The sequence below is a fragment of the Chryseobacterium sp. WG14 genome (assembly GCF_024586945.1).
Taxonomy (GTDB): domain Bacteria; phylum Bacteroidota; class Bacteroidia; order Flavobacteriales; family Weeksellaceae; genus Chryseobacterium.
This window is the reverse complement of record NZ_JALCZD010000002.1, coordinates 274,212-288,564: the sequence shown is the minus strand read 5'-3', so window position 1 is coordinate 288,564 and position 14,353 is coordinate 274,212. Positions and strand designations below refer to the sequence as shown.

The following is a 14,353-nucleotide window of genomic DNA, read 5'->3' as shown; positions in this document are numbered from 1 at the left end:
CTATGGAACTACATGGAACAATAAAAAGTATAGGAGAAATTCAAACATTCGGATCTGGATTTCAAAAAAGAGAATTTGTACTACTAACAAATGAACAATACCCCCAGCCGGTAAGTATCGAAATTATAGGTGATAAAATAGACATACTCGATCCTTATAAAGTTGGTGATAATGTAATGGTAGGAATAAACATAAGAGGCAGAGAATGGGTTTCTCCTCAAGGAGATACAAGGTATTTCAATTCAATAGTTGCCTGGAAACTTCAAAATTCAACAACCTGATGAAAGATAAAGATGGATACTATATTGGCCGTGATAGCAACGGCATGTTCAAATGGAACGAAAAAAGATTAATCCGAATCGAAAACGAAAAAAAGAAAACCAATGAAAAATCCAACGCAAAAATCAAAAGATAGGATAATTGAAGCTTTTGAAAAAGAACTAATCGAAGCTTGTTGTCCGGATGGGAATATCCCAAATTCAAGAGTTGCCAGACAAGTAGAAAAAGCAAGAGCAACTGCAGTTCTTAAATATGCTAAAATGCAAAATAAGCCCGTGGCATTCGTAAAACAAGGAAATTGCCAATTCAAACAAGAATTGTCACAAAATAAAATTAGAGCAGAAAAAGCAGAGTATAAGACTGCCTCCAACTCTGCAAAGCATTTGAAGATTTCGCTATACGCTTTAAATAAGCTTAAAGATGAAGGAAAGATAAAGCCTATACAAGTAAACGACCGTTTGCAATACAGAATAGAAGATCTCAATATGCTGCAGAATACTACACTGCTTTTCGCATAATACTGAATCCGGCAAAATTGATGATGTGTAAAAGTCCGGATACTCAGAATAAAATACAGGCTTACCGTGCCTGGTAAAAAATTAAGTTATTAAACATGAAGATATGCCTAATAGAATATTGCGAGATTGGACCTATTCCGACTCAGTAGATAAAATATCATTTCAGGCAGAAGTTCTTTTTACGCGTTTAATCATGAAAGCCGATGACTACGGTTCATATTTCGCAAAACCAAAATTGATAAATGGAAACTGTTTTCCGCTAAAAGATATTAGAGAATCCGACATTTCCCGTTGGCTACAAGAGTTAGTCTCAGCCGGAATGATCGTGTTTTATACAGCTGAAAATAAAGAGTACTTGAATATTATCGATTTCAACCAGAGATTGCGATCTATGAAGAAACGTTTTCCGCAAGTACCTGATAATGTGATAAAAGACCACTCGCGCGCGTTTCGTCAGCAACTTGACAGCGAGTTGACCGCGACTTGTCCGCCTGAAGTAGAAACAGAAACAGAAGAGGAAGAGGAAGGAGAAGGAGGAAAAAAATCACCCACTCCTGATTTTACCATAATGGAAAATTTATTTCCAGAGGATAAAAAAGACAAAGCATCAGAACAGGTAACTACTGGATCTGAAAAAAAAGAAAAAAGTTCCGCGAAAAAAGAAAAAGCTAATCCGCCTGATTTAGACTCTTTCTTGAGTGTAGCTAAGGAAATATACCAAAATGAATTAAAAGTTGATTTTTCGCCTTACTCCTTCGCTGTGATGGCTAAATATAACTCCTGGATAGAGGCTGGATGGAAAGATGGACATAAACAACCAATCCAAAGCTGGAAGAGTAAGCTTCGAAATGTCATACCGTATTTGAAACCATTTAACCAAAGTTCACAAAATGGAAGTTCACAAGCAAGAAGAAGGTAAGTTTATGCCACCAAGAAAAAGTGCTGCGATTGATGCTATGTTGAAAATTAATCCAGATCACCCGATTGCAAAAAAATACCTTGAGGAATTCAAAGAGTATGGTCGAATATTCACAGAGTTTGTAAATGAAAACAAGCCAAAAGAACAATTTGTAAAACCTGATTTGAAGCCAATTGATCCTGAACACATGTATCAAGTTTTCAAAGATAACTACAAGTTCATAGCTGTTAAGGAATTTGACGAGTCGCTAAATAACTTCGAAAGTCGAAAGTTGGCAAGAACCTTAGTTGCATATTTAATCGGAAATAAAAGCTTTTATAAGTCACCGCTTTTATGTAAAAACGATAAAGGAGAATTCAAGAGTCAACCTGATTTAAATAAGGGTATTATGATTGTTGGTTCTTACGGAATAGGAAAAACTTCTATTGTTGAAACATTCCACAGTATTTTAAAATATGCCAGAAGTAATGAATTCCACATTAAAAATAAATCCGGTGAATTTGAGCTGTTAAAGTGGTATGAAATCTATTTCTCGTTTTGTACTACAAACGATGTTGTAAGTGAGTTCGAAGGCATTAAAAGAAATGAGAATTCTGATGAAGATTACATCTGGGATCAGTTCTGGAAAAAACACTCCAAAGGATTTCGATATTATGATGATGTCATGACTGAGAAGGTGGCGAGTAATTTTGGAAAGGTGGAGTTGTTCAAGCAAATATTTGAAAAACGATATTCCAACCGATCAAAAACAATAATCAGCCTTAATTACGAAGGAGATACAATAGACTCTACACTTGAAGCATTTGCCAAAAGATACGGTGAACGTAATTATGACCGATTGTTTGAAATGTACAATATAATCGAATTAAAAGGAGAATCACTTAGGAAATGAAGACGAAAAATAAAAGAACTCCATCGGATCTGCTTGATGATTTAACGATATTCATTTACAATCTGAGACAATCAGGAATAAAGCTTCAACAAATAGCATTTCTGATAGATAAAGATCATTCAACTGTAATTTATCACCTAAAGAAGTATGATAATCTACTGCAGTTTAACCAGGAATTTAAGAACAGAATTAAAAACTTTAACGAAGAACACTTTTTACGAAAAATGAACCATTCAAAATTATTAAAAAAACCACTTGCAAACATGCCGGTTTCGGCTCAATTCCTTAATGTAAATAGGGTAGAAAAGAAAAGTTATATAAAGCCTTTAGCCGGCCCGGAAAATTTCAACGAAAAGGATCGTGAAGCGGTCGAAATGTGGCTTTCATTCTGTGCGATAGGAACTACTATTGTAGATACTGGCACTAAAATGCTATCAAACTTAGGTTTAATTCATAAAAGAACCGGAGTGTTTGACCTCATCACAGCTTTCAAAGAGTTGAACAAGCACTTCACCGGCAATGAAAACTTTGATAAAAAAGAAATTGGCATCGAAGACTTTATTTTCAACTTCATAACCGGTACCGAAGAACAGCAAAAAAGAGTTGTTAAGTTCCAAGAGTCATTACTCAGAAAAGTTTAGTCCTCTATTTTAACATCTTGTTTTTCAGCTTCTTTTCTTACCAGGCTCTCTAAATATAGAGGTGGAGACATCTGATTCTTTTCAGCTAACTTTTTTATAAGCTGTTTAAATATCGGTGAAACCCTCATTTCAAAGCGTTCTGTCTTTGTTTTATCCTTCATAAAAATATATGTACGTACAAAATTACAAAAAAGTTTAATATAAATTTGTTTGTACGGACAAATGTACGTACATTTGAAAAGTCAAATCAAGTATAACATTAAAATTTTTACAACAATGAAAACAGAAAAAGAACAAAAAGAGATTTACTTCATGCAGTCAGTGGCTCTGACGAATTACGCAAAAATGTGTATCAAGTTAAATGAGGTTCCAAGGCTTGACGTTATCGAAATGTTAGCCAATTGCGAAGATGTAAAGAAGTTGGTAGAATCGAATAGGACTTTCCTTTTGGTTCTTAAATAGAAGTTAAAACGACATAGGCAAGTCACTAAAAGGCCTTTTAATCTTAAAAAATAATCTCATGAACACATATTCAAAATTTTGTCCAAATGTTTTTCTTGCAAAATGCTCTGAAAGACATGCTAAAGGTGATATTATCAATGTTACCACTAAATACAGTAAAGAAAATGAAAGTGAAGTTTATAACTTCATATATGAGAAAGATGGGTTTTTCTTCTATTCTATTGTTCGCGCAGATGGTTTCAATATTCAAGAGCGTGCAAAAGCGAAAGCAGAAAGATACCAGCAATGGGCAAATATAGCCGATGAAAAGAGCGGTCAGTACTTTGAAGCAGCTCAAGAAGGCAAAGATTTCCTAAGACTTGCCGAGCCAATTAAAGTAGGACATCATAGTGAGAAAAGACACAGAGCTTTAATTGAAAGAAATTGGAACAGAATGGGTAAAGCTGTTGCCATGTCAGATAAGGCGGTATCGCATGAAAGCAAAGCAGAATATTGGGAGAAAAGAGCAAATGATATAAATCTATCAATGCCTGAAAGCATAGAGTTTTACGAATACAAACTTGAAGAGGCTAAAATGTCTCACGAATTTTATAAGCAAAACCCAGACAAAAGAGAACATTCATTCTCACTTACATATGCAAAAAAAGCAGTTAACGAAGCTCAAAAGAATTTATACCTAGCAAATAGGCTTTGGGGGTAAATGCTGGCCTTAAACGGCCTCATGGTTATTAGTTTTTTAACTGGGCGGGTTAGCTCGCTCAGTTTTTCAAAGAAAAAAAAATAAATCAAAATATTATGAAAAATAAAAATGAAATAGATGTAAACCCTTTAATTGAAAGGCTTATTTACTGGAATCATCACGATGATAAAGACCATAAAGAATTAAGAACAATTGAAAAAGAGCTAGATATAGAACATATATCTGTGGATGTTGAAAAACATAATGAGTTACAATATACATACTACTTTGATATTGATTTTAATATAGAAGAAAATTTATTCGTAGAAATAGAAAACGGTATTAATAATGGAACTCAGGTAAATCATGAAGAGTGGGGCAATGAATCAAAACCAGATAGTAGAATGATTGAAGTTCTAAAAGATGTTGTATTTAATGAGGGTGAGTTTGAAAAATGGTGTCGTTGGAAAGGTGTTTCAGAGCAAAGAAAACTACAGTTAAAAAGTATATCAAAATCTTTATTTGATAGACATAAAAATGAATTAATGAAAGCTAACCGTAACCAATCATATGATAATTATGTTACTGGCGGCGGCACATTAAAAACAAATAAATACTTTCAGGATTTCTATCAATCCTTATCGGATAAAGGTGTTTTCTGGAGTTTCATTTATGAAAATGTTGAGGCAGATGTAAACTTTATTTGAAACTATAATATGAAGACTAAATACATAAAGATAGCCGTAAGTGATCGGCTGCCGGAGAAAGGTGGATTTTACTATACCTATACAGAATCTGGATTAAAAATAGCTGATTGGTTTTATGAAGGTAAATTCAACTACGTAAGCCCCTCATATTATCCTGAATACTGGCTAGAGGAAGTCCCAGACCACGAGGATGAAATGAGGGAGATGCTGGAAGAATGTAAACTTCAATTAGAATACTTGAATAAACCAGAGAGAGGAACGGCAAACAATGTTTTATCTCGGTTAAACACATTACTAACTAAACTAAAACAACAATAATATGGAATTCAAAGGAACAAAAGGGAAATGGAGAATTAATGGCGAAAAGTATTTCACTATAGATAGTATAGGTAGCAGTGAGCCACAAAGTATTGGAATTAAAACTATAGCAACTGTTAATTCTAGTTTTATGACTACAGAAGAGTCGAAGGCAAATGCTGTGGTAATGGGAAAGTCTAAAGAAATGTTAGAATTATTAAAAGAAATAGAGAGAGCCTATCAAATGTATAGTGGTAATATTCCATTTTCAACGTTTGAAAAAACAGAAAAACTAATCAAAGAAGCCACAGAGCTAAAATAAACGGAAACCGGACCGTACTATCCGGCAATAATCAAAAACTTTTTTTATGAAAAAACTATTTTTAATTGGTGCGTTTGCACTGATCGCACTAAGTGCATGTCAAAATGAAAGTAACGAAGTGATTCCAACTGCGTCAAAAACAGAGGAAATGGCTGCAAAACCATCAAATTTCGAACGAGAATTAACAGAAGAAGAGAAAGCAATCAATCTTGTGAAGTTCGCAATTGTTAATCCTGATGCGTTATCAAAACCGACACCTGATCCTTTGGCTCCTTCTGTAGTATGTCATACGGATTATTCATCAGGTACAGGGTATTCTTGTGTAATATCTGGAGGTCAATTATTTAGAGTATCATGGACACATTACATAACGCAACCAGGTGGAAACACTGTACTAGTTACTATTGACCCCGTTTGGACGGCTGTTAGAGTAACAGTTTGTAATTGTCAATAATCCCGGGGGCTACGGCCCCTTTTAAAAACAATATTATGAGCCACACAGAGAAACAAAATATTTTTAATCAATTATCTCAAAATATATGTCCTGAAACAATACGGCAAGGGCAAACTCCATTAGATCAGTTTGAAGACTGGGAAGATGTATTAATAGCATTTAGATATAGTAATATCAGTTTACAATCAGTAACTAAATTAATTTTCGAAGCCTGCGACTTAGTCCAGCAGGAGCAACAGAGGAGAATAGCGGAAAGCGTTAAAGCTTTAAGAGTTACAATACTTAACCCCGAAAATATAATACAATGAGAGTTATAGTTCCAACATCTGGAGGGAAAGATTCGCAAAGTTCTTTGCTCTGGGCAATTGAAAAATTCGGATTACAAAGTTTGACAGCCTGTTTTTGTGATGTTAAATGGGAGGCTGATGAGACCTACGTACATATTAATTATTTGGTTGAAAAATCAGGTGTTAATTTTAAAATACTTTCATCAAACAAATATGATGGAATGCTTGACTTGGCGATTAAGAAAGGTCGATTTCCATCAACTAAAGCCCGGTTCTGCACTGAAGAATTAAAAATTAAACCGATGATTGATTATGTCCTATCAGTAGAAGATCATGTAATTATAATTGATGGTGTTAGAGCTGATGAATCCATAAGACGTTCGAAAATGCAGCCTAATTGTAGATATTTTAAACATTACTTCGAACCATATTTGACTAACTCAATGATAGTAAGTGACTACGCATTGCTAGAAAGTCCAACATTGTCACAAAGAAAAAAATATGAACAAGCTTCAAAAAGACTACTGACAGGAAAAGAAGATGCTAAATTTTTTACTTATAGAAAAAAGGATGTTTTTGAATGGTGTAAAAAATACGATGATTCAGTTATAAGGCCTCACTTTTATGCAACGGCAGATGATGTTATCTATTATTCTCTTAGCAGGGGTTACGACATAAATCCTAGATATTATCGTGGGTATTCTCGTATTGGCTGTGATCCATGTGTAATGGAAAAAGTAGACGAAATTCAAATCATGGTCGATAATTCACCGTCAACAGTTGAAAGAGTTAAATACGCTGAAAAACAAGCTGATTCATCATTTTTTCCGCCGGGTAAGATTCCTAAGAGATACCATTCTAAAAAAACAAAAGAAGGAAAGACTTATGCAACGTTTGAAGATGTAATAAGATATATAAAGGATAGAAAAGCGACTGGAGATTTATTCAAGGATGAACCACAGTTTAGATGTAAATCAGTTTATAATATTTGCGAATGAAACTTCAAAAAAACAACGACAAAAGAGAGTTGTCGGACATAGAGTGGGTAGAAGAGTTTTATAATTTTTTGCAAGGAAAAATGCCGCAATCAATTGAACTTAAAACCCCTCCTGATTTGACTACAGATCAAGCCTTTTCAATTGTATGGTATTTACAGGAACATTTTCCATTGCTTCCTGATAATATAGAACAGTGCGATAATTGTAAAACATTGTTTGATAGTTTTTTGGAGGGGCATTATTCAGAAGAGGGAAACGAAATAGGACATCATTTTTGTAGCGCATGTGATCATTTAGCACCGTGAAAACAATACAGTGAAATAACGTTTTCCTGACACAAGGAAGACGATAATCTAATAACAAAACAATGACAAAAGAAGAACAGTTAAAAATACTATCGGCTTACTTGCCGTATAAGTTGAAGATTTACGACCCTAATAGCCCTGTTGAAAGAGAACTTACGCACATGGGATATTGGCATAGATCGTCAGAAGACGATGTAGTTTTTATTTCAATTGATGAAGCTTTAGAAGGGGAAAACAAACCTATCTTATACGACATGTCTTACTTAACCAAGGAAATAGAGCATGAGGGGGAGAAGTTTGTGCCTTTCAATTTTTTGTCATCGAAAATAAGACATGAAATAGAGTTTTCAACACTTCCAGACATCGGAGATTTTAATATAAAAGATTATGAATTACTATTAAAATGGAAACTCAACGTCTTCAACCTTTCGGAAGACGAGTTCATCAACAAAGCAACTTTAACAAATAAATTATAAACAATGTATGAATTTTCTTTTATAGATTTAGGTCTAAAAAACTTTTTAACAGATAGTCAAGGAAATGTATTATTCTTAGAATTTGATTCATTTGATGAAGCTGAAGAATGGCTTTTAAATAATGGTCAAAATTACGGATGGACAAATGAAGGCGTTAAATATTGGTGTTGGGATGTCGAAACCGGAGAAGTTGATATTGACGAAATGTAACCCCGTGCCATCTTAGGCGCTTTAAAACAAGAATTATGGAAAGAATTAAATACACAAGAAACACGCCAGAAGTTAAGATATTTCTAGAAGAAATTGGATATAAAAAAGTTTATAAATATTCCGACAAAGAATTTATTTTTTCATTGGTTCAAGCCTGGGGGGATAGTGATAATGATTTTACAGCATATGATTATTTATACATATCATTTGATCAAAACGAGAAAGAGTCAAAGCCATTTTTGGAAGATAAAGAATCTTCATTTGAGGATTTTAAAGAATATTCAAAAAACAAGTATGAAAGTTATATAAATTTATGAAACCACAGGAACTACGAATAGGAAACCTCGTCTATATTCCAAGCACTGATCAAACGCTGCCAATAACTGCCATAAACATGGATATAGGGGTTTGGGTAAACAGATCATTAGGAGTATTAGGATTTGATCAAATTAGCCCCATAGAGCTTACCGAAGAGTGGCTGATTAAGTTTGGGTTTAAACATACAGGTGGTGGATTTTACACTCACCTTCCAAGCTTAATCCAAATGTGTAATATTTCTGACATGTTTTTTCAATGCGGGTTTAAAGATGAATCAATAGGAAATATGTATTTCGTCCACCAGTTGCAGAACTTGTACTTCGCTTTGGTGGGAGAAGAATTAACTATAAAGGAATAATATGAAAACAATTTATAAATACCAATTAAAAACCACTGATCAACAAACCATAACAATGCCAGTGGGATCTGAAATACTAAGTCTTCAAATTCAGTTTGGAAATCCTTGTATTTGGGTTAAAGTAGATACAGCCAATGAGATAATAGATAGAACATTTGTAACCTTTGGAACTGGACATCCTCTACCGGAAAACGATTTGGAATTCATAGGTACTTATCAAACTGAACAATTTGTCTTTCATGTTTTTGAACTTATTTTCTAATTACGGAAACCCTCAACTAAATACCAATAAACAAAAGTAAATTTGGAAAATGAGAATAAAGCAACAAAACTCACTTATATTAGCTACTATATCAGCACTCAATAATACAGTTTTAGGAAAAGGCATAAAAGCAACTCACATTATTAAAATTTCGAGAGGAAAATATGACAGTCTTTTAGAGTTCAGCAGAAAGGATGGCCAGCCGATGGAATCTTTAGATTGTTTTATGCTTGGTTATTTCGTTGGAAGAGATTTTGATAAATAGTATCTTAACGCCATGGAAAACCAGGAAGAATTAGAAGCTAAAATTCTCGAAATAGTTAGGGAGCAATTCAAAAAAGACGGAGGAGCAAACGGGGTAAACTTTGGGAGCTTTGACCACTTTCTCAATATGTCCTTAGAGGACCGCAATGATTTTTTATTGAGGATGGCCAAAGAGAAGAAAATAGCCGTTTTTAACAGCTTAAATTCGAGGCGAATCACAATGCCTAAATAAAGCAAAACCCCTGCATTAACAGGGGTTGTTTTAATAAAATAAGTTAGAAAGTATTCAACATTTTGTTAGTTATTGTTGTTTTTTATCAAATCGAAGCGTAACTTTACTATAAAGCAGTTGGGAATGAAGGAGATAAAGCCAAAGAATTGCTCAGTTTGTGGGGATGAATTTATACCGAGTAAAACTACTCAGAAAGTATGTGGATTGGATTGCGCAATCTCTTTAGGCAAATCAAAAGTTGAAAAGCAGAACCGGAAGTCATGGAGTAAAGAGAAGAGGGTATTAAAAGAAAAATTGAAGACTCACAAGGACTGGCTGCAAGATCTCCAAAAGATATTCAATGAATTTATCCGGTTATCCCAAAAGGGCAGTAAGTGCATTAGTTGTTCGAATTCGAATCCAACTGATGCAGGTCATTATAGAAGTGTAGGAGCTCATCCAGAGTTACGCTTTGAAGAAAAGAACGTTAACCTACAGTGTAGAAAATGCAATGGATATTGGGGAGGAAATTTAATTGAATACCGGAAGGGCATTATTGTTAAATACGGAGTTGAGGTTGTAGAGTGGTTAGAAGGGCCACATGAGTCAGTTAAGCTCTCAATTTCAGAGATAAAAGAAAAGATTGAGTATTACCGTAAAAGGATCAAAGAATTAAAAAATGAATATTCTAACGCCTGAAGATATTAAATGGAAAAGTGTAATCCATATATCAATGGAAGATGAACATGCAAGTAAGTTCCGAAACGAAGAATATGGTGTTCAATGGGAACAATACACGAAGGTTAAATATCCTTGTGATTTTGCAAAACCTAAAAGCTATTATTACATAGATGGGCAAGAGAAAGAATATACAGATCTGCAATGCTTATGTGATGATTGGAATGAAATTAAAAACTTTGATGACCCTGATAAAGAAATAGTCTGGGTTAAGTTTATAAAAAATAAAAATATTGTAATTTAATTGAGCTTGATATAACCAGGCACATATGAAGTAGAAGAAGGGGGTTGTGAGGTGGACGATGATGAGGGTGCTTGGTTTTTTAATAATTGAATGGCTTAAACAATAAAAACATGAATACTAAAGAAGCAATTGAAATACTTAAACGCCACAATGAATGGAGAAAAGGTGCGGATACGCAGCAGGAACATCCGGTTAAAGTGGGTGATGCAATTGATTTGGCAATATCTAGGATATATTATTTGGCAGACTTACTTGAAGAAGGAATTGCGCATCTTGAAAATCTCGAATGGCAGCAAAACATGGTAGAAACGTACGGTAATTTCGTTATGAATGCTCAGTCTATGGTTTATGAAGTAAAAGATAATGCGCCCAATTTAATCGATTAAGAAATCTATTAATTCATCAAAATAAAAAACGTGTTGTTAGCATATGGGTAATGCGATGAGGTTGATCACTCAGGAACCCGGTTCGAGTCCGGGACTTCGCCTAAGGAGGATTTAATGCAGAGGGAAAATTTTACATGTTAATAATTTGATTTGGTGTCCCGCTGCTGTAATAGGTAGCGGGGTTTTTAATTTAGGGAGTGTGGTAAACAAATAAAGAAAAGAAATGGCAAAGAATGTTGAAGAGAATGAAGGAAGAACACAGGACGGGAAGTTTGCGGAGGGAAATAAGTTTTCCCCAGGAAGAACACCCGTGTATTCAAATGGGGACGAACTTGCCGAAAAACTTCTTGAATACTTCGAATGGATTAAGGGGGAATTTATTATTGAAAGAAAGATAACAAGTAGAACTACTGGAAAAGGTAAAGAAGCTGTTACCACAACCGAAGACGAGCCAGTAAAGATTTGGACCCGTAATCCCGAAGAGCCAACAATTACAGGGCTTGCAATTTTCTTAGGTTTTGAGAGTCGTCAATCACTTCATGATTATGCTAAAAAAGACGGTTTTACTTACCCGATAAAAAGAGCTTTACTTGAAGTTGAAAATAATTATGAAAAGGGTTTATGGAGTGATAAAGTTGCGGGCGTTGTATTTGGTCTTAAAAATATGGGATGGAGCGATAAACAAGAACATATGGTAGAGTCTACGGTTTCGATGAAAGAACCTCCAAAGTGGAATGTTGTTGACGCATCGAAAAAATGAATGTCCTAAAAGAATATTATCCTTTATATACTGAAGATTACTTCATAGCAGATTTATGGGGTGGACGTGCTGGTGCGAGATCTTACGCAATGTCGCAAAGAGCTTTGTATAATCTTTTGCATAAAGAGAACTCCCGAGCATTTTTTTTAAGACAAACGCATGCAACTATTTATACTTCTTGTTGGCAGGATTTAAAAGATAGGATAGTGGAGTATGAAACTCAGCATGGAGTTAGTTTGAATGGCGTTATTTCATATTCAGACAATAAATCCGGAGAAAATTACGCGGAAAACCTTCTTAATGGCAATACAATAGGGACTAAAGGATTTAAAGTATCGTCAGGAAATCAAACTGCGAGCCTAAAATCTTTAGCCGGAGCAACGGATCTTTACATTGAGGAATACGATGAAGTCGAAAAAGAGGATTTTAATAAGCTTTTATTGTCTCTAAGAAAGAAAGGTGCAGTACTTCAAATATTGAGAGCATTTAACCCGCCAGAAAAAGATCACCATGTATGGGGTGACTATAAGCTTACGAAAGTATCAAATGATGTTCTTGTTGAAATAGTATTGAAGCATACTAATAAGAGTAGAGAAGAAGTTGAACAGATAGTAAAACAGAATAACAAACCTTATTATCTAGCTGTTCCAAAAAGGAAGAATCATCTTTCACTTCAGAATACTTTTATCAACAATTATGAAAACTTAAATGAAACTGCTATTGAGCAGTATGAAAAGTTTTTAGAGGATGATTTTCACTACTTCTGTACTACAATATTAGGATTGATTCCAGATAAGGGTGGTCATTTAGTTTACAATGATTACGATGATATAGAAAACCATACAGATAGGGTGGTGCAGACAAATGACGTTCTGCATATAGGAATGGACTTTAACGTTACAAACATGAGCGCGATAATTCATGTTCATGAAGGAGAGAATGATTATGCCGTAGCGGAATTAACCGGGATATTTGACACTTTCAGTATGTGCGAAAAGATAAAGGAACTTTATAGAAGTCACAGCATTGTAATTTATCCGGATGCAAGTGGGCAAAATAGAAAGACCAGTGGCAAGTCGGACTTCGACATTATAAGACAGTATAAGTATGTGATCAGAACTGGGGTATCTAACCCGGCTGTTAGGGATAGAGTTAATGAGGTAAACACAGCTTTTAGAGAAAGAAAATATTTTGTTAATAGATTTAATTGCCCTGTTTATTCAGAATCACTTAAGAAGCAAAAATATAAGAATGGAGAGCCTGATAAAAAAGAAGGATACGATCATACAAATGATGCAGGTGGCTACTATATAACGAAGAAAGGCAAAACAATAAAAATAAGTTCAGGTGGGGCAAATACAAGGGGATAGTTTGGAAACGATACTACAAAGTGAAGCTATTTTCAAATCAGTATATGAATTGATTCCTGCTGAAGATACTTTCAATGTTGGAAATATATTTAAAGTTTCATTTACTAAAATTTATCAATGCTTCGATTTATACAAAGAGGGAAAAGTGTTTGAGGCAGTAGGTTTAATTATAAACAAAACATTTGAAGAGGTTTTACAATTGCCTGCAAACGAAGCAATGAAGTTTATGAAGTGGTTGGAGCAAGAAATAGTTAAATGCTCTAATCTATTAAACTCAATTCCTTCTGTTAATGATCCGGACATGGTTGTTGCAGGAGCTGATAGGATGAACGATATAGGTGAGTTTGCTATTTATCGCTCAATAACAAATGATCCTCGTGAATGGAAAAGTCTTGGAGAAGTTGAGTTTGAGTTGATGTATGTAAAGATGCTGGGAGACGGAATTCAATCAGTTATTCAACGAGATTATAATGAGATAATCAAAAACAAAAAATAATGAACATTATAAAGAGATTCGACGAATTAATAACCGCCTGGAATGGAGATGAAGAAACAGACAGTAAATGTGGTTACTGTTGGAGGTTTGTAGGCGCCGGAAGACCTGATTTATTTAATATGTTTCAAAATATTGAGGAATCTGAGTGTTGCATATATGTGGCATTATTTAATATAAAATTTGGATCAAGGTACAAACCAGGAGATAATGGATTCACAATAAAAGACCATTGTTTTATAAGCTTTGAAGGATTTATTGGGATTCCTAGCAGATTAGATATTCAATTTTATAATGAGTTAGGAAGTACCGATCAAGAAAAGGAAGAGTCAAAATGGACAATTTTAAATACAATACAGGAATGTTTGGGATGTGATTTTCTTGATGTACTATGTGATGATTCTGGACTATATACTCCATCAGAATTCACAGCGACCCAAAAGATAAATTATCAGGATAGCAACTACGATGGATGGCTAATCAAAGGACAATATAATTATTAA

At 34.4% G+C, this 14,353-nt stretch carries 28 protein-coding genes; 27 read left to right on the top strand and 1 reads right to left on the bottom strand.

The features are described from left to right. The first annotated feature begins 2 nt into the window (after window positions 1-2). From MP478_RS04505 to MP478_RS04485, 5 genes are all read left to right on the top strand, one after another. A complete protein-coding gene (locus MP478_RS04505) occupies window positions 3-281 on the top strand; it encodes a DUF3127 domain-containing protein (RefSeq protein ID WP_373691668.1) in 279 nt (92 codons plus the stop codon). Between the two features lie 102 nt (window positions 282-383). Then, window positions 384-797, top strand: a complete 414-nt coding sequence (locus MP478_RS04500) for a hypothetical protein (protein ID WP_257199740.1) — start codon at window positions 384-386, stop codon at window positions 795-797. Window positions 798-900: 103 nt separating this feature from the next. Next, window positions 901-1,716, top strand: a complete 816-nt coding sequence (locus MP478_RS04495; RefSeq protein WP_257199739.1) for a hypothetical protein — start codon at window positions 901-903, stop codon at window positions 1,714-1,716. Further along, window positions 1,688-2,608 carry a hypothetical protein gene (locus tag MP478_RS04490; protein WP_257199738.1) on the top strand — a complete coding sequence of 307 codons (921 nt, stop codon included), beginning with the start codon at window positions 1,688-1,690 and terminating at the stop codon, window positions 2,606-2,608. The genes MP478_RS04495 and MP478_RS04490 overlap by 29 nt, the downstream gene beginning before the upstream one ends. Then, window positions 2,605-3,249 (top strand): hypothetical protein, encoded by a 645-nt coding sequence (locus MP478_RS04485; RefSeq protein ID WP_257199737.1) that lies wholly within the window; start codon window positions 2,605-2,607, stop codon window positions 3,247-3,249. The genes MP478_RS04490 and MP478_RS04485 overlap by 4 nt, the downstream gene beginning before the upstream one ends. Here the strand turns inward: MP478_RS04485 and MP478_RS04480 are convergent. Beyond that, window positions 3,246-3,410: a hypothetical protein gene (locus MP478_RS04480; protein ID WP_257199736.1), complete on the bottom strand. Its 165-nt coding sequence runs from the start codon at window positions 3,408-3,410 to the stop codon at window positions 3,246-3,248. The two genes, MP478_RS04485 and MP478_RS04480, sit on opposite strands and share 4 nt — an antisense overlap. Window positions 3,411-3,769: 359 nt before the next feature. Here MP478_RS04480 and MP478_RS04475 point away from each other — a divergent pair, with 359 nt between their 5' ends. From MP478_RS04475 to MP478_RS04370, 22 genes are all read left to right on the top strand, one after another. Next, window positions 3,770-4,411 carry a DUF3560 domain-containing protein gene (locus MP478_RS04475; protein WP_257199735.1) on the top strand — a complete coding sequence of 214 codons (642 nt, stop codon included), beginning with the start codon at window positions 3,770-3,772 and terminating at the stop codon, window positions 4,409-4,411. Window positions 4,412-4,506: 95 nt separating this feature from the next. After that, window positions 4,507-5,097, top strand: coding sequence for a hypothetical protein (locus MP478_RS04470; RefSeq protein ID WP_257199734.1), 591 nt, complete (start codon window positions 4,507-4,509; stop codon window positions 5,095-5,097). Window positions 5,098-5,106: 9 nt separating this feature from the next. After that, the gene (locus MP478_RS04465; protein ID WP_257199733.1) at window positions 5,107-5,415 is read left to right on the top strand and encodes a hypothetical protein; all 309 of its coding nucleotides are present in this window, start codon (window positions 5,107-5,109) and stop codon (window positions 5,413-5,415) included. Window position 5,416: 1 nt separating this feature from the next. Next, window positions 5,417-5,716 carry a hypothetical protein gene (locus tag MP478_RS04460; protein WP_257199732.1) on the top strand — a complete coding sequence of 100 codons (300 nt, stop codon included), beginning with the start codon at window positions 5,417-5,419 and terminating at the stop codon, window positions 5,714-5,716. A 46-nt stretch (window positions 5,717-5,762) separates the two neighbouring features. Beyond that, window positions 5,763-6,170 carry a hypothetical protein gene (locus MP478_RS04455; RefSeq protein WP_257199731.1) on the top strand — a complete coding sequence of 136 codons (408 nt, stop codon included), beginning with the start codon at window positions 5,763-5,765 and terminating at the stop codon, window positions 6,168-6,170. 35 nt (window positions 6,171-6,205) lie between these two features. Continuing rightward, complete coding sequence (locus MP478_RS04450; protein WP_257199730.1) at window positions 6,206-6,478, top strand: hypothetical protein; 273 nt, start codon at window positions 6,206-6,208, stop codon at window positions 6,476-6,478. After that, window positions 6,475-7,455, top strand: a complete 981-nt coding sequence (locus MP478_RS04445; protein WP_257199729.1) for a phosphoadenosine phosphosulfate reductase family protein — start codon at window positions 6,475-6,477, stop codon at window positions 7,453-7,455. Before MP478_RS04450 ends, MP478_RS04445 begins: the two co-directional genes overlap by 4 nt. Next, complete coding sequence (locus MP478_RS04440) at window positions 7,452-7,760, top strand: hypothetical protein (protein WP_257199728.1); 309 nt, start codon at window positions 7,452-7,454, stop codon at window positions 7,758-7,760. Before MP478_RS04445 ends, MP478_RS04440 begins: the two co-directional genes overlap by 4 nt. Before the next feature lie 62 nt (window positions 7,761-7,822). Further along, a complete protein-coding gene (locus MP478_RS04435) occupies window positions 7,823-8,236 on the top strand; it encodes a hypothetical protein (RefSeq protein WP_257199727.1) in 414 nt (137 codons plus the stop codon). 3 nt (window positions 8,237-8,239) lie between these two features. Beyond that, window positions 8,240-8,446 (top strand): hypothetical protein, encoded by a 207-nt coding sequence (locus tag MP478_RS04430; RefSeq protein ID WP_257199726.1) that lies wholly within the window; start codon window positions 8,240-8,242, stop codon window positions 8,444-8,446. Window positions 8,447-8,481: 35 nt separating this feature from the next. After that, entirely contained in the window at window positions 8,482-8,763 is a 282-nt protein-coding gene (locus tag MP478_RS04425; protein ID WP_257199725.1) for a hypothetical protein, read from the top strand. Next, window positions 8,760-9,122, top strand: a complete 363-nt coding sequence (locus tag MP478_RS04420) for a hypothetical protein (protein WP_257199724.1) — start codon at window positions 8,760-8,762, stop codon at window positions 9,120-9,122. Before MP478_RS04425 ends, MP478_RS04420 begins: the two co-directional genes overlap by 4 nt. 1 nt (window position 9,123) lies before the next feature. Further along, window positions 9,124-9,384, top strand: a complete 261-nt coding sequence (locus MP478_RS04415) for a hypothetical protein (RefSeq protein ID WP_257199723.1) — start codon at window positions 9,124-9,126, stop codon at window positions 9,382-9,384. 49 nt (window positions 9,385-9,433) lie between these two features. After that, window positions 9,434-9,649: a hypothetical protein gene (locus MP478_RS04410; RefSeq protein ID WP_257199722.1), complete on the top strand. Its 216-nt coding sequence runs from the start codon at window positions 9,434-9,436 to the stop codon at window positions 9,647-9,649. Between the two features lie 12 nt (window positions 9,650-9,661). Then, on the top strand, window positions 9,662-9,880 hold the full coding sequence (locus MP478_RS04405) for a hypothetical protein (RefSeq protein WP_257199721.1): 219 nt from the start codon (window positions 9,662-9,664) through the stop codon (window positions 9,878-9,880). A gap of 123 nt (window positions 9,881-10,003) precedes the next feature. Further along, a complete protein-coding gene (locus tag MP478_RS04400; protein ID WP_257199720.1) occupies window positions 10,004-10,558 on the top strand; it encodes a recombination protein NinG in 555 nt (184 codons plus the stop codon). Continuing rightward, entirely contained in the window at window positions 10,539-10,841 is a 303-nt protein-coding gene (locus MP478_RS04395) for a hypothetical protein (protein ID WP_257199719.1), read from the top strand. The genes MP478_RS04400 and MP478_RS04395 overlap by 20 nt, the downstream gene beginning before the upstream one ends. A gap of 110 nt (window positions 10,842-10,951) precedes the next feature. Further along, the gene (locus MP478_RS04390) at window positions 10,952-11,227 is read left to right on the top strand and encodes a hypothetical protein (protein ID WP_257199718.1); all 276 of its coding nucleotides are present in this window, start codon (window positions 10,952-10,954) and stop codon (window positions 11,225-11,227) included. Between the two features lie 223 nt (window positions 11,228-11,450). Then, window positions 11,451-11,987, top strand: coding sequence for a DNA-packaging protein (locus MP478_RS04385; RefSeq protein WP_257199717.1), 537 nt, complete (start codon window positions 11,451-11,453; stop codon window positions 11,985-11,987). Continuing rightward, entirely contained in the window at window positions 11,984-13,357 is a 1,374-nt protein-coding gene (locus MP478_RS04380; RefSeq protein WP_257199716.1) for a phage terminase large subunit, read from the top strand. Before MP478_RS04385 ends, MP478_RS04380 begins: the two co-directional genes overlap by 4 nt. Then, the gene (locus MP478_RS04375; RefSeq protein ID WP_257199715.1) at window positions 13,335-13,853 is read left to right on the top strand and encodes a hypothetical protein; all 519 of its coding nucleotides are present in this window, start codon (window positions 13,335-13,337) and stop codon (window positions 13,851-13,853) included. Before MP478_RS04380 ends, MP478_RS04375 begins: the two co-directional genes overlap by 23 nt. Further along, window positions 13,853-14,353 (top strand): hypothetical protein, encoded by a 501-nt coding sequence (locus MP478_RS04370; protein WP_257199714.1) that lies wholly within the window; start codon window positions 13,853-13,855, stop codon window positions 14,351-14,353. The genes MP478_RS04375 and MP478_RS04370 overlap by 1 nt, the downstream gene beginning before the upstream one ends.

What these genes read in the sequence shown, in the direction of transcription:
- MP478_RS04505 (WP_373691668.1), top strand. Translation starts at nt 3, where the DNA reads ATGGAACTACATGGAACAATAAAAAGTATAGGAGAAATTCAAACATTC.
- MP478_RS04500 (WP_257199740.1), top strand. Translation starts at nt 384, where the DNA reads ATGAAAAATCCAACGCAAAAATCAAAAGATAGGATAATTGAAGCTTTT.
- MP478_RS04495 (WP_257199739.1), top strand. Translation starts at nt 901, where the DNA reads ATGCCTAATAGAATATTGCGAGATTGGACCTATTCCGACTCAGTAGAT.
- MP478_RS04490 (WP_257199738.1), top strand. Translation starts at nt 1,688, where the DNA reads ATGGAAGTTCACAAGCAAGAAGAAGGTAAGTTTATGCCACCAAGAAAA.
- MP478_RS04485 (WP_257199737.1), top strand. Translation starts at nt 2,605, where the DNA reads ATGAAGACGAAAAATAAAAGAACTCCATCGGATCTGCTTGATGATTTA.
- MP478_RS04480 (WP_257199736.1), bottom strand. Translation starts at nt 3,410, where the DNA reads ATGAAGGATAAAACAAAGACAGAACGCTTTGAAATGAGGGTTTCACCG.
- MP478_RS04475 (WP_257199735.1), top strand. Translation starts at nt 3,770, where the DNA reads ATGAACACATATTCAAAATTTTGTCCAAATGTTTTTCTTGCAAAATGC.
- MP478_RS04470 (WP_257199734.1), top strand. Translation starts at nt 4,507, where the DNA reads ATGAAAAATAAAAATGAAATAGATGTAAACCCTTTAATTGAAAGGCTT.
- MP478_RS04465 (WP_257199733.1), top strand. Translation starts at nt 5,107, where the DNA reads ATGAAGACTAAATACATAAAGATAGCCGTAAGTGATCGGCTGCCGGAG.
- MP478_RS04460 (WP_257199732.1), top strand. Translation starts at nt 5,417, where the DNA reads ATGGAATTCAAAGGAACAAAAGGGAAATGGAGAATTAATGGCGAAAAG.
- MP478_RS04455 (WP_257199731.1), top strand. Translation starts at nt 5,763, where the DNA reads ATGAAAAAACTATTTTTAATTGGTGCGTTTGCACTGATCGCACTAAGT.
- MP478_RS04450 (WP_257199730.1), top strand. Translation starts at nt 6,206, where the DNA reads ATGAGCCACACAGAGAAACAAAATATTTTTAATCAATTATCTCAAAAT.
- MP478_RS04445 (WP_257199729.1), top strand. Translation starts at nt 6,475, where the DNA reads ATGAGAGTTATAGTTCCAACATCTGGAGGGAAAGATTCGCAAAGTTCT.
- MP478_RS04440 (WP_257199728.1), top strand. Translation starts at nt 7,452, where the DNA reads ATGAAACTTCAAAAAAACAACGACAAAAGAGAGTTGTCGGACATAGAG.
- MP478_RS04435 (WP_257199727.1), top strand. Translation starts at nt 7,823, where the DNA reads ATGACAAAAGAAGAACAGTTAAAAATACTATCGGCTTACTTGCCGTAT.
- MP478_RS04430 (WP_257199726.1), top strand. Translation starts at nt 8,240, where the DNA reads ATGTATGAATTTTCTTTTATAGATTTAGGTCTAAAAAACTTTTTAACA.
- MP478_RS04425 (WP_257199725.1), top strand. Translation starts at nt 8,482, where the DNA reads ATGGAAAGAATTAAATACACAAGAAACACGCCAGAAGTTAAGATATTT.
- MP478_RS04420 (WP_257199724.1), top strand. Translation starts at nt 8,760, where the DNA reads ATGAAACCACAGGAACTACGAATAGGAAACCTCGTCTATATTCCAAGC.
- MP478_RS04415 (WP_257199723.1), top strand. Translation starts at nt 9,124, where the DNA reads ATGAAAACAATTTATAAATACCAATTAAAAACCACTGATCAACAAACC.
- MP478_RS04410 (WP_257199722.1), top strand. Translation starts at nt 9,434, where the DNA reads ATGAGAATAAAGCAACAAAACTCACTTATATTAGCTACTATATCAGCA.
- MP478_RS04405 (WP_257199721.1), top strand. Translation starts at nt 9,662, where the DNA reads ATGGAAAACCAGGAAGAATTAGAAGCTAAAATTCTCGAAATAGTTAGG.
- MP478_RS04400 (WP_257199720.1), top strand. Translation starts at nt 10,004, where the DNA reads ATGAAGGAGATAAAGCCAAAGAATTGCTCAGTTTGTGGGGATGAATTT.
- MP478_RS04395 (WP_257199719.1), top strand. Translation starts at nt 10,539, where the DNA reads ATGAATATTCTAACGCCTGAAGATATTAAATGGAAAAGTGTAATCCAT.
- MP478_RS04390 (WP_257199718.1), top strand. Translation starts at nt 10,952, where the DNA reads ATGAATACTAAAGAAGCAATTGAAATACTTAAACGCCACAATGAATGG.
- MP478_RS04385 (WP_257199717.1), top strand. Translation starts at nt 11,451, where the DNA reads ATGGCAAAGAATGTTGAAGAGAATGAAGGAAGAACACAGGACGGGAAG.
- MP478_RS04380 (WP_257199716.1), top strand. Translation starts at nt 11,984, where the DNA reads ATGAATGTCCTAAAAGAATATTATCCTTTATATACTGAAGATTACTTC.
- MP478_RS04370 (WP_257199714.1), top strand. Translation starts at nt 13,853, where the DNA reads ATGAACATTATAAAGAGATTCGACGAATTAATAACCGCCTGGAATGGA.